The sequence below is a fragment of the Candidatus Krumholzibacteriia bacterium genome, from assembly GCA_035268685.1.
In the GTDB taxonomy this organism is placed as follows: domain Bacteria; phylum Krumholzibacteriota; class Krumholzibacteriia; order JAJRXK01; family JAJRXK01; genus JAJRXK01.
Map to the genome: position 1 here is coordinate 1 of DATFKK010000012.1, position 15,370 is coordinate 15,370.

The window sequence follows — 15,370 nt, forward strand, 5'->3', positions numbered from 1 at the left end:
GCCCGCTCCCGGGCGGAGTATGCGGACCTCTACGCGACGCTCGCCGAACTCGGACCCCCCATCGACCGCTACTTCGACCAGGTGCTGGTGAACGCCGAGGATCCTCGGTTGCGGGCGAACCGGCTGGGCTTCCTCGAGGAGATTCACTATCTGTTCACTCGCTTCGCCGACCTGAGTCGTATCGCTCCCCGTTGATCCCCGCGATGGCTCCGTTCGTCCCCTGCGTCTCGGATCGGGGACGCGGGGTGTCCTCGTTGCTTGACAGCGCCGTCACGAGTCCGCTACGGTTTCATGTGCGACTCAGGGCAAGCAGCACCCGGGACCGTGTTTCGCCGGACACGACCCTTCCCTCTTTCAGAGGCCGTTACTCGACACCGAAGTGGAATCCTTGCGAGGAGACCGCTTCACCCGGTCCGAGCTCCCATCTCCGGGAGCAAGGGGATCACGTGCTGATTGCCACCCCTATGTGCCGATCTCGCCTCTCGCCGGGCTCGGTCGGCAATCTCTTTCACACCTTCGCCATCTACCCAACGATGGGGGGACAAAGCATGAAGCGATTTCTGTCGCTGACGTTGTGCCTCGTGATGGTCACCGCCGCCGGCACGGCAATGGCCGCCACGGAGAGCACCCCGACGGATGTCAGCGAGCTGCACTTCGCGGTGCAGGGTGAGGGCACGGTCCTCACCAGCGCCACGAGCAGCCAGAGCCTCCTTCTACGCGAGGCCGCTGGCCCTGACACCTTCGATCTCTACGGCGGTGAGCGGAATCTCGTCCGCGACCCCGACGGCGTCCCCGGTTCCGGTGACGAGTACGTCGAGGGTAAGTTCGAGGACCCGCTGGGCGTGAGCCCGCGCGGCCTGAGCCCGAATCCTGGCGACTGGACCGGCGTCGATCTGACCGATACGCCGAACTTCTTCCAGGTGAGCACCTTCAACGCCGAGAACCTGAACGGCAACGGTGCGAGCAACAACGCCATGTGGTCGGGTCTCGAGGCGGGCATTCCGGCGACCGTGGGCTGGAGCAACCCTCCGGGCTACGGCAACAACTGGAATGACGTCCTGTTGTACAGGTCGGCGCCTCTGGCCGACCCGACCGTGGGTCAGACCGTCAACCTCGACTTCTTCTTCAACTACGACACGGAGGCTGGCTTCGACTTCGTGAACGTCGAGTACGACTCGGCGGGCACCTGGACGAGCATCTACCAGCAGTCCGGTACCAACAAGGACACCACGACGGGCGTCTTCCCGAGCCCGGGCGTGCAGTTCGCGAACGTGGCCACCGGTTCGATCGTGTACGCGGGGAACGACTACGCCGGCCCGAACGGCGACGAGATCCGGATCCGCATCCGCTTCGAGTCGGACGGTGCGTTCTCGGACGAGGACGGCGACTTCGTGGGCAACGGCGCCATGCAGGTCGACGACATCACCGTCACCAGCAGCCTCGGCACCGAGTTCGAGGACTTCGAGGGCGGCGCTCCCTACCTGTGGAACCCGGACAAGTCGCCCTTCGCGGGTAACTTCGCTGCCGTGTTCGCTCGTATCACGGACATCGATCCGTGCGCCGAGAACCTGACCCCGATGGTCGGCTTCATCGACTTCGGCCAGGAGCCCGACAACGGTCCGGGCGTCAATGGTCTCGCCAGCACCGGCGGCACCACCTCGGACAACTGGGCCTACGGGATCCCGGGCGGCTTCGTGTACAACTACAACGGCGGCCTGACCCTCGGCGAAGTCAACATGAACAACGAGGTCTGGAGTCCCGAGTTCGATTGGGACCTTCCGGGCACCGCCGATGACGGTGCCGACGTCTCGGGTTCGGCCTACTCCTTCACGGTGTGGCGCCACAACCCGCTGTCGAACGGCATCTTCTACGTCTGGCACGTTCGTTCCCAGGTCGGTGGTATCTGGGGCGAATGGGTCGACCGCAACTTCGTGTACTTCAGCGCGACGGGTGAGTACCTCCCGACGGCGAACAACACGACCGATCTGATTCCGCAGGGTGCGGAGAAGGTCCAGGTGGCGCTCGGTAGCACCGACCTGGCTACGAACTTCGCCTTCCCGGGCGCGGATGCCACGCCGGCTCCGCTCTTCGACGACGTGCGGTTCTACAAGTACCGCATCGGCGGCATCAGCTTCGCCACCCGCGCCATCGATCTGGCCAACGACGGCTTCCCCGTCAGCGGTGAGATCAGCGCGGCCGACCAGGCCTCCCGTGACCTGCTGGACGTGCCCTTCGACATGGCGCGTGACATCAGTTCGGGCGACCTGAACGTTCCCGGTGACTCGGTCATCTTCGACGCCAGTGCTGTGATTGCCGGAACGGCGATCCAGGACCTGCGGATGAAGTGGGCCCTGCGCCTGAACCCCACGTTCGAGAACGCCATTCGTACCGCTCCGGCGCGTGCGAAGGACGAGAACGTGGTGACCGGGACCATCGTCAACGGGTCCGAGGTCTGGACGGGTGACTCCCTTGCGGACAGCGCCGTCGGCTCGGCCGGGACCGTCTCCGAGGAGACCTTCTTCGTGGACCTGCCCGACGAGGACTTCATGTACCCGGGTGACGTCCTGCACTACTACATCGAAGCCACCGACAGTGACGGCCGCGTGACCACGCTGCCGGGCAACATCGACGGCTTCGGTCAGTGGGACCCCAACGGTCAGAGCGACTACAGCCGTACCTACACGGTCCGCGCTCTGCCGTCGATCACCAGTCCTGCCGGTGATCAGCCGAGCGTCCTGGTCTACAACGACTTCGGTCGCCGTGGTGGTGAGAACGACTTCGTGAGTGCGTTCAGCCAGCTCGGTCTGCTCGAGGGTCGTGACTGGGACAGCTACACCACCCAGGGCCCGAGCTCTGGTGTGTCGAACGGTATCGGTTCGGCTGGTGTCAACAACTCGCTGGGTGATCGTCGCGGCCACGGTGCCACGGCCGACCAGCTCGCGGGTTACAGCACCATCGTGTACCTGTCGGGTAACCTGAACACCCAGCTGATCAGCGACGGTTCGAACACCGGTCAGAACGACAAGAGCCCGGATCTTCTCGTGATGACCAGCTGGAAGAACCTCACCGGTCAGCGGAACACGGTGTACTTCGGTGACTTCATCGGTTCGGCTCTGCTGAACGACAGCCCGAGCGAGGGTGGCGTCTACCTGCAGACCGTCATGGGTATCGCCGTGAACGGTACCGACGTCCGTCCGGACATCGGTGGTCAGACCGCTCCGGTCGTCCAGCCGACGGGTGACGTGGCCGGCTTCAACACCGAGTTCATCGCGTTCGGTGGCTGCTTCGGCATCAACACCTTCGACAACATCGCGCCGGTCGGTGCTGGTTCCGCGAGGTCGCATGGCTTCGTGGATCCGGGCTCCGGTACGTTGTTCCCGGGTATCGCCGCGGGTGTCGTGTTCGACCGCGTGTCGGGCATCGACCGCAAGGTGGACATCACCTTCCCGTTCGGCTTCCTGTACCTGTTCGACAACGTGTCGCGTGCGGTGCCGGGTGTGAGCTCTCGCACCCTGCTGCTCGAAGAGATCCTGGCCTACCTGGGTGAGAACCCGGGCATCCCGGGTGATGCGACGGCCGCTCCGAGTGCTCGCAAGGCCGAGCTCTCGGTCGCTCCGAACCCGTTCAACCCCAAGACCACGGTCAGCTTCGCCCTGCCGAAGGCGGGCATGGAGGCCAAGGTCAAGGTGTTCAACGTCCGGGGTGAGCTGGTCAAGACGCTGCACGACGGCGTTGCCCAGACCGCTGATCTGAACCTCGAGTGGAATGGTCGGGACGACCGTGGCGCCAGCGTCGCCAGCGGTGTGTACCTGGTCAAGGCCATCACCGAGGGCTTCAGCGACACCAAGAAGGCCGTGCTCGTGAAGTAGTCACGATCCGGCTGGATCGTGGATCCTCGGATCCACGCGATCGGCGGGGCTTCGGCCCCGCCGATCGTCTTTTTGGCCCCCGTGGCCACACGGGCCCGCCGGCCGAGCCCCCGGACACGGCAAGTCACGGGGATTCAAGGACTTGAGCTCACGATTGTGCCGGTCCCGAGCGGTTGACAGGCCTTCTCGCGCGCCCCTATATTTCAGCGTCTTGTTTCCGGAGACGGGTCTTCGCCCCCGGAAGCGCCTCCATCCGTCCGTCGTCCTCGCCCGCTGCGCAGGTGACGCCCGTCGCCCGAGGGGATCTGGAACGTGAAGAAGCGTCGCAACGAGTCGGCTTTCGCATCCGGCGCACTCGTCCTCATGCTGTCGTTGACCCTCTTCTACGGCTGCCGGGCCTTCGACCCGGAGCCGGTGGTGGTGAATCGTCCTCCGGACACCTTCGTGATCGGGGCTCCGGCCGAGACCACCGGAACGGGATTCCGGCGGCATCTGTACTGGTACGGAACCGACCGTGACGGGGACGTGGTGCAGTTCATCTACGCGATCATGGACACCTCGGTGCGCGACCCCGAGGACCCGACGACCGACGAGGAGAACGAGCGCTTCAACCCCGCCGACGACATCACGACCGTCACCGAGAACGAAGGCTTCGTGGGGTGGACCACCCGGACGGACTCGGTCTTCGTCTTCACGGTCGACCGGGAATCGGGGATCCAGAAGGAGATCACCTTCCACATCGTGTCGGTCGACGATCGTGGGGCGATCGATCCCACGCCCGCGCGTCTGCGATTCTTCAACAACGCCAACGGCACACCGCGCATCAAGTTCCGCGTGTACATGAACGTGGATCCCCAGACCGGCGAGGGCGGCGAGCTGCGCTGGGTGGGTGAGCCCCGCCGCGGCCCCGACGCCGAGTCCCCGGAGCAGACGACCCAACCGTTCGTGGGGTTCCAGAAGCCTTTCCGGATCGAGTGGGAGGCGAGCAGCCCGAACGTTGCCCCCGAGTTCCCCGATCCGATCCTCGGTTACCGGTACAAGGCCCAGCAGGGAGCGTCCCTGCCCTTCATTCCCGACGTCGATTCGTTGAACAACAAGCTCTTCGGTGACACGCAGAGCTTCTTCTACGCGAACGCGATCGCGCAGGACACCGAGGACGAGACCTGCAATCCCAGGAGTGCGATCGGTTGCGACGTGTCGACCTTCCGGTTCCGGTCGGGGTCCTACGTGTTGTCGGTCGAGACCATCGATCGGGCCCTGGTGCAGAACCGTACCGAGGACGGCCAGCTCCGCTTCTCCGTGAACTACCCCCCGCAGACCGTCCTCGATCCCGTGGCCAACTTCGTGGTCCGGGACCAGTCCGGGACGGTGACGGCCTCTGGGACCTTCGAGGACGGCGATCGCATTCCGTACCGGTCCGAGGTCACGTTCGTCAGCACGGGCTTCGATCGGTTCCCCGAGACCCTTCCCGACGGTGTGCCCGACGACATCCTGTGTTGCGACGAGCCCTTCGAGTTCGATCCGACCGATCCGGAGAACAGTCCGGTCCTCGAGGTCGAGTTCCAGGAACGCATCGCGGTCAAGAAGTTCAGCGACGTCGACGAGAGGCCGATCGAGTTCGCGTCCCAGTTCGGCATTCCGAATCCGTCGGGCGTGGTGAGTTTCGAGGTCGCTCCCTACGAGTACACATACATCGCGGGGACCGTGGACGAACTCGAGCGTCGTGACAACGAACCGTCGGAATTCCGGTTCGACGTCGGGTTCCCGCCGCAGATCGTGCCCGAGCAGACCATTCCGAACGAAGCGACGGGCGAGAATCGGGTGGTGGCCGGGACCGCGGGTGCCGTGCTCGAGGGTTCGACCTGGGCGGCGTCGCGGTTCCGCAACGGCGTGTTCCTCAAGGTGCCGGGGATCGAGTGCGGCGGGCGCCTGCTCTTCGAGCCGGCTCCGTCGGACACCGCGGGCCGGAACTACGAGGTCTTCATCGGCTTCACCTACGAGTACTTCCCGGTCCTGGCCGCCGCGAACGACGATCGCGATCCGCGGGGCACCGTTCGTGCCTGGAGCTACTCCATCAATTCGGAGAACGATCCGGAGAACCAGATCGAGGATGCGCTCGAGAGCCGGGATCTGACCTTCTTCGTCGACGGATCCTCGCCCAATTTCCTCGACTTCTCCGCGCCGGTGATCGACGACGATCCGAATCAGACCCTCGACTTCTGGGTCCCCTTCAACCTCTTCTCGCGCCCCGGCGACTTCGACCAGGGGGTCGGCAGTTCGGGCAACGACGAGAACGCGACCTCCCGCGGCGTCGGGTGTCTGATCCTGAAGCAGATGGGCGAGATGAAGCTCCGCTTCCGCGGACGCGTGACCGGAACCGAAGCCAACATGCCCCTGTACCTGAACCGCGATGCCGACGGGAATCCGGTGACCGTATCGGAGGACATTTCGCCCTTCGGCGCGAAGTCCGGTGTGTTCGACGTCGATTTCTTCATCTACGCCGGGATCGACACCGACGGCGACGGCACTCCCGATCGTTTCTGGCCCGACGAGCAGGCGCTCGGCGACGGGGCCGGAGCGAGGCGGTGAGTGCATGTGCACGGTTCGACCGGCGGCCCCCGCGCGTGCCCCCCGAGAACGACTCGGTGACGAGAGGAGCATCATGAGCAAGCCCTCCGGATTCCTACTGATCGCGCTGGGACTCGTATTCCTGGTGACCGGTTGTTCCGACGACGCCCTGATCGGCGAGCGCGTTCCGAACTCGCCCCCCGACACGCAGGTCGAGGCGACTCCGCCCAATCTCGGGGCCGCGTCTTTCAGCATCGACTTGTTCTGGTCGGGCAGCGACCCCGACGGTTCGGTGGTCGGATACGAGTGGATCATCACCGACAACGGCCCCGACAACATCCTGGCGCCGGCGGACACCACCGGGGAGTGGAACTACACCGAGGTCTCCGATTCGACCTTCATCGTGGCGGCGGACATCCCGGAGTTCGACCCGGACGTCGAGAACCCGCAGCTGGACGACCCGAAGGACATCCGTTTCTGGCAGACGCACACCTTCCTCATCCGGGCGATCGACGATCGCGGACAGCGTGATCCGAGCCCGGCCAACGTGAGCTTCACCGCGACGACCCTGGCCCCGCGGGTGGACATCAACGAGCCGATCGTCCCTTCGACGCCGACCTGCGTGGAGGGTCCGCTCGCGCTCTCGTTCGGCTGGGAGGCCGAGGATCCCGACAACCAGCAGGGAGGCGTCGCGGACGTCCGGTACCTGCTGCTGGAGGTCGGCGGGCCGGACGTCGCGTGCCTGACCGACACCCGGTTCAACGAGAACAATCCGGTCGCCAGCGCGCCCGAGACCGCGTGGAGCGAGTGGATTCCCTACGACGCCGGTGAGGACAGTGGGCGCGTGAAGCGCTTCCCGATCCTCGAACAGCCGGTGGGGACATCCTTCCTCTTCGCCGTCCAGGCCCGCGACGTCGCTGGTGCGGTCACGCCCACCTTCGAGTGGGGCGTGAACGTGCGCCACGTGAAGACCACGCGGAACAAGTTCCCCCTGCTGACCGTGACCGAGAGCAACCTGGGTACGATCACGTCGGCGGGAACTGCGGCCCTGCAGCGATTCGACATCGTGGCGGGTCAGCCGTTGGAATTCGCGTGGAGTGCCGACGCGAGCGCCTACGGCGGGGTGGTCGAGGAATTCCGGTACGGGTTCGAGGTGGTCGATCCCAACGACGAGGAAGATCCGAACTGGGCCGTGCCGTGGGGGCCGGCCTGGAGGAGTGCCAGGCGCCCCACGGGGTACTCCCAGGGCTCGCCGAACTTCGTCGTGCAGGTGCGTGACAACTCCGGCTCGATCTCGCGCGTGACCTATCAGTTCCAGGTCATCCAGATCAAGGCGCGCAAGGACCAGCGGCCGTTGCTGATCGTCGACGACGACACGATCGTGGGTCAGCTGCCGACGGAAGAGACGATCCGGACCGATCGGCTCTGGGACGAGCAGTGGCGCCGTGCCCTGCTCGGGGTGCAGGGCTTCGCGTCGGCCAGCGACGTCATCGACACGCAGTTCGACTCGAATCGATTGACCTTCTCGCTGATCAACGACTATCGGGCCGTGATCTGGCTGCTGCGCAGCGGTCAGGCCTCGTTCATGACCACCCGTTTCGCACCGCCCAGCCCCGATGGTCAGCGGTTCAACTGGCTCGAGATCTACCAGAAGTTCGTGGGCAACGTCATGCTGGTGGGCCCGGCGTCGGCGACGCAGTCGATCCAGACGAACAACCAGACCTTCTCGACCTACACGCGGCCCCTGATCCTGAACACCTCGGAGCGCCCGACCGCGGGCCTGGGTACCACGGAGGATGCGCAGGGTCGCACGGTGAACGTCGGCACCCTGCGCTATCCGTACACGTCCTGGTGTCTCGACACCGTCGACCAGGTGCGGCCCACCCAGGGTTCGATCTTCGGCGAGACCAGCAGCCGGCGTCGTCTCCTGCGGTGCGACAGCTATACGTACGCCCGGCTTTCGGCGGACTTCGTGTCGAGGTTCCGGCCGACCGAGCAGGAGGTCACCAGCCTGCAGCCGACCGAGATCCGACTGAAGGCGGGGGTGAACCCCGGCGAGCTGTCCGACGAGCTGAACACGCTTCAATCGGAGGCGAAGCTGGGCTCGGAGGAGTTCTACAACGTCAACGCGGCCAACCGGCCGCAGCTGATCACCGTGCGTGATTGCCAGACGCCGATGTTCCTGGCGGTGGCCCGGATGGACGTCGACAACGAGGAGATCATGGAGCCCGAGGACCTGCCCGAGCGCTACCACATCGAGACCCAGGAGCGCCTGGTCGGCACCACGGAGTTCCCTCCCGGTTCCAACAACCTGGTCGAGGACTGCCCGGCCGTCACCGTCGACAGGCGGTCGACCTCGACCGTGACGGGGGCCCCGGTCGCCATCGCGAGCACCCAGTACGTGGAAGAAGAGACGAAGCAGGGAGGCACCCTGCTGACCGAGGACTACATCTGGGGCTTCAACCCCTTGACCTTCGAGTCCGCGGAGTTCCGTTCCGCGATCGAATGGATTCTCCTGACCCGCTGGGGTCTGAACGACGAGTAGGGCGGTTCCGGATCGCCGGGACGCCGAGGAGCGACGAGTGATGGGTTCGTGTGTCAACGTTGATGGGCGCGGGACGGCTCCGCGGCTCGCGGGCGCCGTCGTGGGGCTCGCGATCGTGGCGGCCGCGGGGGTGGCGGGGGCGCAGCCCTCGTGCGCTCCGGACGAGCAGATTCCGCTCCTGTCCCCGGTGTCTCTGGCGGTGGACTTCGAGACCCGTACGGTCCTGGGCAACCGATTGACCTGGCCCGCCGTGGCGCCCGAGGAGATCAATTGCACGCTCCTCGACATCGAGCCCGATCTGCAGTCGCGCTTGCAGACCTCGGTCAGGGGGAACTACCGGGACGTCTTCGATCGTAGCCTGGTGTTCACGTTCCAGGACGACGGACGGGTGGGGGCGAAGGACGTCGACGCCGTCCGGGTGCAGGTGGTGAACGCGCACGCGAATCCTACGGCCACGAACGTCAGCGTGGCCCTCAACCTGAGCTCACGGGGCGGGATCTTCCGTTGGTCGCCGGGTGCCCGCAGGGCGCCCCAGGCGAACGACGGGATTCCGACGCATCTGCCGACCACCGAGATCCGTGCCTTCGGCGGCTCCACCGACGGCTCCGTGGTCTACGTCGGCGTCGATCGCGTGGGGCTGCTGCGCAGCGACGACGGCGGCCGGACATGGAGCACACCGATCGACGGCCGCCCGCCCTTCGGATCGCGGGTCCGCGAAGTCGTGGTCTCGTCGAACGATCCCGACCGGCTGTGGATCCTCACGGCCAGCGAAGGGCTGCTCCGGTCGGACGACGGGGGCAGCACGTGGCAGGTGGAGACCGCGGTCGATCCCGACCCGGGGGTGACCTACAACCTGTTCGAGAAGGTGCGGTGCATCCCGCCCGGCGGCACCGAGGTCGACGACGTCATCTTCGCCCACGTGACGGGCTCGGGGCTCAGTTACAGCGTGGACGACGGAGCCACGTTCCAGCCGGCCCTCGGGCTTCTGCTGCCGAGCGTCCGCACGGTGAACGAGTCGAACGTGATCGATTGCACGACCCTCATCAACGGGGACGAATCCTCGGTGGTGAACGACATCGCGGTGAGCCTCGTCGATCCGGGCCGCATCTACCTGGCCCTCAGGGACTGGGGAGTCGCCGAGACCGACGTCCAGGGCGGGTTCGACGACTGGGACCTTCGCCTCTCGGGCCTGGTGCTCTGCTTCAACGAGGACCCCTTGCGCCCCCTGGGACGCCGACGGTCGATCGACGAGGTCGTGGTGTTTCCCAACCCCGATGGCGGGCCCGACCCGCAGGACGCGCTCGTGGCGATCAGTGACATCCCCCCGGCGACCGGTGGGGACCAGGGGGACGAGCCGGATCCGGTCATCCTCGCCTTCAGTTCGTTCGACGGAGGCCGGAGCTGGCAGGAGAACGCCGGGAACTGGCCCGGTCCGATCGACTCGCCGATCCGTGCGACGACGCTGTTCCCCCACCCGGATCGTGCGAACGAGGCCCAGACGGTGGTCGCGTCGATCCGGGACCGCGGGCTGTGGCAGTTGCGGGCGTCGAGCACCGGGGCCACCGATTGGCAGCAGGTCACCTACGAGGCAGAGGCGCCGCTGCTGAATCCCCGCGTGTCGAACGTCCTTCCGATGCCGGACGGAACCGTGCTGGTGGCCACCACTGGCGCGGGGTCGTACCGCGTGGGCGAACCGATCGATCTCGATCGGGCGATCGAGCTCAGCACCCCGACGGGTGAGATCCCCGTGCAGGTCGGCCTCGAGATGGTCTTCGAAGGGGCCGGCGAGGTCGAGGCGGGAGAGGTCTTCCGGGTGTTCGGCCAGTCGTACCAGGGCTATGCCGTCTGGCGGTCCCGTCGGAACGATCCGGCCACCGGAGAGCCGGTCTGGGAGCTGATCGGTCTCTACGACCTGACCAATCCGGAGTCGTGCAGCGACGACCCCTGCGACGTGACGGCGATCGAGTTCGAGCCAGGGTGTTTCGCCGACAAGCGGGCCAACTGCTTCGTCTTGCCGCCGGACCCGGTGACCGGCGAATGGGAGTTCTTCGACCGCGACGTCGCCGCGGGGTTCTCGTACGACTACGCGGTGTCGACCTTCGACTACGGTTTCACCGGCGACGTCACCCCCGAGGGCTCGCGGCGTGACATGTTCTTCAGCCCGCGCTCGGCGCTCGAGTCGAGCGAACAAGCGCCTCCCGCCTTCCGGGAGCTGCGCGACGGCCAGAACTTCAACCGCGTGTTCTTCCAGGTGAACATCGAGCCCGCCACCGACCTGTCCGACGTCTACGCCGTTCCCAATCCCTTCGTCCGCCGTGCCGGCTGGGACGTCGGTGACGGTCGGTTCATCCGCTTCTTCAACGTGACCGAGACGGCTGCGGTGGAGATCTACACCATCGCCGGGGACTTCGTGCGGCGGGTCGACAACGTGGTCTTCGACGGCCGTGAGACCGGGATCATCGAGTGGGACACCAAGAACGCAGAGGGTGAGGACGTCGCGAGTGGGGTCTACATCTACCGCGTGACCGACGACGAGGGTGGCGAAGAAGTCAGCCGGTTGACCTTGATCCGCTGAGGCGGCCCCGCGCTCCGCTCTGCAGAGGGCGTCTCCGGTCGGAGGCGCCCTTCGCGCTTGCCCCTCGGCCGCCGGGGCCCTACCCTGCCGCCGTCACAGGACACAGGGGCCGTCCGGCCCCGATCCCATCCACACCAGAATCCGGGGACGAGCGTCGTGAGTCAGCAGGTCTATTTCTTCGGTGACGGCAAGGCAGAGGGAAACGCCCAGATGCGCAATCTGCTGGGTGGCAAGGGGGCCAACCTGGCCGAGATGACCAATCTGGGACTGCCCGTGCCCCCCGGGTACACGATCAGCACCGAGGTCTGTACGGCCTACTACGAAGAGGGTGGCCAGTCGCTGCCCAGCGGACTGGAGGAGAGCCAGCGCCAGGCGGTGAAGCGGGTCGAGGACATGCTCGGTCGTCGCTTCGGCGACTCCGGCAAGCCGCTGCTGTTCTCGGTGCGCTCCGGTGCGCGCGTGAGCATGCCCGGGATGATGGACACCGTGCTCAACCTGGGCCTGAACGACGAGACGGTCGAGGGACTCGCGAAGGAGACCGGCAACCGCCGCTTCGCCTACGACAGCTACCGCCGGTTCATCCAGATGTTCGGGAACGTCGTGCTGGGAGTGGACGGGGCGAAGTTCGAGCACGCGCTCGACGCACTGAAGGAAGAGCGGGGAGTCGAGCTGGACACCGATCTCACGGCCGACGACCTCGAGGGACTGATCGAGACCTTCAAGAAGATCACCCGTGACGATTACGGCGCCGACTTCCCCCAGGATCCGTGGGAGCAGCTGCGTGACAGCGTCATGGCCGTCTTCCGCAGCTGGAACAACGCGCGCGCGATCCACTACCGGAACATGCACGGCTATGCCCACGAGTGGGGGACCGCCGTCAACGTGCAGTCGATGGTCTTCGGCAACATGGGCGACGACTGCGCCACCGGTGTGGCCTTCACGCGTGATCCGAGCACGGGCGAGAACGCCTTCTACGGTGAGTACCTCGTCAACGCCCAGGGCGAGGACGTGGTCGCCGGTGTGCGTACTCCCAAGCACCTGCGCAAGCGCAACGAGGAAGAGGGATCGCTCGAGGAGTACATGCCCGAGGCCTACCGCGAACTGGTGGGGATCGTCGAGAAGCTCGAGGACCACTACCGCGACATGCTCGACATCGAGTTCACGATCCAGAACGACAAGCTCTGGATGCTGCAGGTGCGGTCGGGCAAGCGCACCGGGGCCGCCGCCGTACGGATCGCCGTCGAGATGGTCGAAGAGAAGATGATCGACGAGGCAGAGGCCGTGATGCGCGTCCTTCCCGAGCAGCTCGACCAGCTCCTCCACCCGATGATCGATCCCTCGGCGAAGTTCGACGTGCTGGGCAAGGGGCTGCCCGCCAGCCCCGGCGCGGTGTCCGGCGAGATCGTCTTCACCGCGGAGGAAGCAGTGGAGCGCGCCGAGGCCGGGGCCAAGCCCCTGCTCGTGCGCAAGGAGACCAGTCCCGAGGACATCGCCGGCATGGCGGCGTCGGCGGGCATCCTGACCCAGCGCGGTGGCATGACCTCGCACGCGGCCGTGGTCGCGCGTGGCATGGGCAAGTGCTGTGTCGCCGGCCTGGGTTCGATCGTGCTCGACGAGGCCAAGGGGACCATGCAACTGGGCGGCAAGACCTTCACCCGCGGCGACATGCTGACCCTCAACGGGACCACCGGTGAGGTCGTGGCCGGTCAGGTGCCCACCCTGCCGCCGCAGCTCGACGACAACTTCCGCCGTCTGATGGGCTGGGCGAACGAGCGTCGCCGCCTGCGCGTGCGCACCAACGCCGACACCCCCGACGACAGCCGCCTGGCGCGCGAGTTCGGGGCCGAAGGCATCGGTCTGTGCCGCACCGAACACATGTTCTTCGGCGAGGAGCGCATCGCGGCGGTGCGCGAGATGATCGTGTCGACCACCAAGGAGCAGCGCGAGAAGGCCATCGCCAAGCTGCTGCCCTTCCAGACCAGCGACTTCGAGGGCATCCTCGACGCCATGGACGGCTTGCCGGTGACCATCCGCCTGCTCGATCCGCCCCTGCACGAGTTCCTGCCGCAGGACGAGGCAGAGATCAGCCGTCTGGCCAAGGAGATGGACGTCAGCCCCGACCGCATGCACCAGATCGTGGATTCGCTCGAGGAGTTCAATCCCATGCTCGGCCATCGCGGCTGCCGGCTCGGGATCACCTACCCCGAGATCTACGCGATGCAGTGCGAGGCGATCATGCGGGCCGCATGCAAGCTCAAGAAAGCGGGAAAGAATCCGATGCCGGAGATCATGATCCCGCTGGTCGGAATCGAAGCGGAGCTGAGCCGCATGCGCGAGGTCGCGCGGGAACGGGTGCACACGGTGAAGCAGCACGAGGGTGTGGGCGACGAACTCGAGGTGCTGATCGGCACCATGATCGAGATCCCGCGCGCCTGCGTGACCGCCGACGAGATCGCCAAGGAGGCCGACTTCTTCAGCTTCGGCACCAACGATCTCACGCAGATGGGCTTCGGATTCAGTCGCGACGACGCCGGCACCTTCCTGCCGCACTACGTCGAGCACGAGATCCTGCCCAGCGACCCGTTCCAGAGCCTGGACCAGGGTGGGATCGGCAAGCTGGTGGAGATGGCGGTCGAGCTGGGTCGCGCCGAGAAGGAGCACCTGCACCTGGGGGTGTGCGGTGAGCACGGCGGCGATCCCGACTCGGTGGCCTTCTTCCACCGCGCGGGACTCGACTACGTGAGCTGCTCGCCGTACCGCGTGCCGGTGGCCGTCCTCGCGGCAGCGCGAGCGGCCCTGGACGAAGCGGCGGCGGCCTGACCCGAACGGCAGGGGTACGGGGTGGATCTCAGGGGACGAATCGATCTGTTCGGAGTGGCGAACATCTTCCAGCTGCTCCACCAGGCCGAAGCGACCGGCAAGCTGGTCCTCGAGGGGGAGGACCAGCGCGGCCGGGTGTACTTCCACCAGGGTAGCCTGATCTACGCCCGGACCGACGCCGACGTCGAGCGCATCGGCGATCTGCTGGTGCGAAAGGGCGCGCTCGAGCCCGCACAGCTCGAGGGAGCGAAGATCCAGGCGGATCGCCGCGGGGTACGGATCGGCACCGTGCTCGTCGAGAGCGGGGGGCTCGAGGACGACGTACTGGCCCAGGCGATCAAGGACCAGATCATGGAGGTGGTCTACCACCTCGTCCGCATCGATCGCGGCTCCTTCGCCTTCTACAGCCAGATCTATCCCGAGAACGAGGACATCCTGCTCGACGTGAGCCTGGATCTCCTGTTGCTGGAGGGTCTGCGCAAGCTCGACGAGCTGGAACACTTCGGGCCCGAGGGCCGACCGGCGGACGCCGGCCCGGACGACTGACTCCGCGGGAGCGCGTTGCATGGACGATCTGCAGGTCGATTTCGAATCGCTCGAGCCGCGCGACGCCCTGATCCTGCGAGCCCGGGGGTTCGTGGACACGAGCACCGCCGGGTTGCTCGAGCGGGCGTTGCAGCAGGCGGCCGAAGGGCCGGCGCGCTTCGTGGTGATCGACCTCGTGGACGTCGACTACATCAGCTCGGCCGGCTGGGGTGTGATGATCTCGGCGGTCAGTGCCCAGCGCGCCGCCGGTGGAGACCTGCGACTGGCGAGCATGCGGCCCGAGGTCCGCGAGGTCTTCGAGCTGCTCGAGTTCCCGTCGATCCTCGACGCCTATGCCTCGGTGGACGAGGCGCTGGCGGGCGACTCCGACTGACCGCACGGAACCCTGCCCACCGTTGGCGCGTTCGGTCGGGGCGTGGTTACGTTCCCCGCACGCCTCCTTCCTGG

Annotated in this window: 8 protein-coding genes; all 8 read left to right on the top strand. The window is 66.4% G+C overall.

Going from position 1 to position 15,370, the window contains the following annotated elements; genetic code table 11:
- Positions 1 to 195, top strand: a 195-nt coding sequence (locus tag VKA86_00990) for a hypothetical protein (GenBank protein HKK69761.1), incomplete at its 5' end; no start/stop codon positions are given.
- Positions 196 to 548: 353 nt separating this feature from the next.
- A complete protein-coding gene (locus VKA86_00995; protein ID HKK69762.1) occupies positions 549 to 3,869 on the top strand; it encodes a FlgD immunoglobulin-like domain containing protein in 3,321 nt (1,106 codons plus the stop codon).
- 312 nt (positions 3,870 to 4,181) lie between these two features.
- Positions 4,182 to 6,458 carry a hypothetical protein gene (locus VKA86_01000; GenBank protein HKK69763.1) on the top strand — a complete coding sequence of 759 codons (2,277 nt, stop codon included), beginning with the start codon at positions 4,182 to 4,184 and terminating at the stop codon, positions 6,456 to 6,458.
- A gap of 73 nt (positions 6,459 to 6,531) precedes the next feature.
- A complete protein-coding gene (locus tag VKA86_01005; protein HKK69764.1) occupies positions 6,532 to 8,982 on the top strand; it encodes a hypothetical protein in 2,451 nt (816 codons plus the stop codon).
- A 199-nt stretch (positions 8,983 to 9,181) separates the two neighbouring features.
- The gene (locus VKA86_01010) at positions 9,182 to 11,557 is read left to right on the top strand and encodes a hypothetical protein (GenBank protein ID HKK69765.1); all 2,376 of its coding nucleotides are present in this window, start codon (positions 9,182 to 9,184) and stop codon (positions 11,555 to 11,557) included.
- Between the two features lie 156 nt (positions 11,558 to 11,713).
- Entirely contained in the window at positions 11,714 to 14,377 is a 2,664-nt protein-coding gene (gene ppdK / locus VKA86_01015) for a pyruvate, phosphate dikinase (GenBank protein HKK69766.1), read from the top strand.
- Positions 14,378 to 14,398: 21 nt separating this feature from the next.
- Positions 14,399 to 14,923 (top strand): DUF4388 domain-containing protein, encoded by a 525-nt coding sequence (locus VKA86_01020; protein ID HKK69767.1) that lies wholly within the window; start codon positions 14,399 to 14,401, stop codon positions 14,921 to 14,923.
- 19 nt (positions 14,924 to 14,942) lie between these two features.
- Positions 14,943 to 15,296 (top strand): STAS domain-containing protein, encoded by a 354-nt coding sequence (locus tag VKA86_01025; GenBank protein ID HKK69768.1) that lies wholly within the window; start codon positions 14,943 to 14,945, stop codon positions 15,294 to 15,296.
- Positions 15,297 to 15,370: the final 74 nt, after the last annotated feature.

Excerpts from the sequence above, each read along its gene's own strand:
- VKA86_01005 (HKK69764.1), top strand. The coding sequence starts at position 6,532 with ATGAGCAAGCCCTCCGGATTCCTACTGATCGCGCTGGGACTCGTATTC.
- VKA86_00995 (HKK69762.1), top strand. The coding sequence starts at position 549 with ATGAAGCGATTTCTGTCGCTGACGTTGTGCCTCGTGATGGTCACCGCC.
- VKA86_01025 (HKK69768.1), top strand. The coding sequence starts at position 14,943 with ATGGACGATCTGCAGGTCGATTTCGAATCGCTCGAGCCGCGCGACGCC.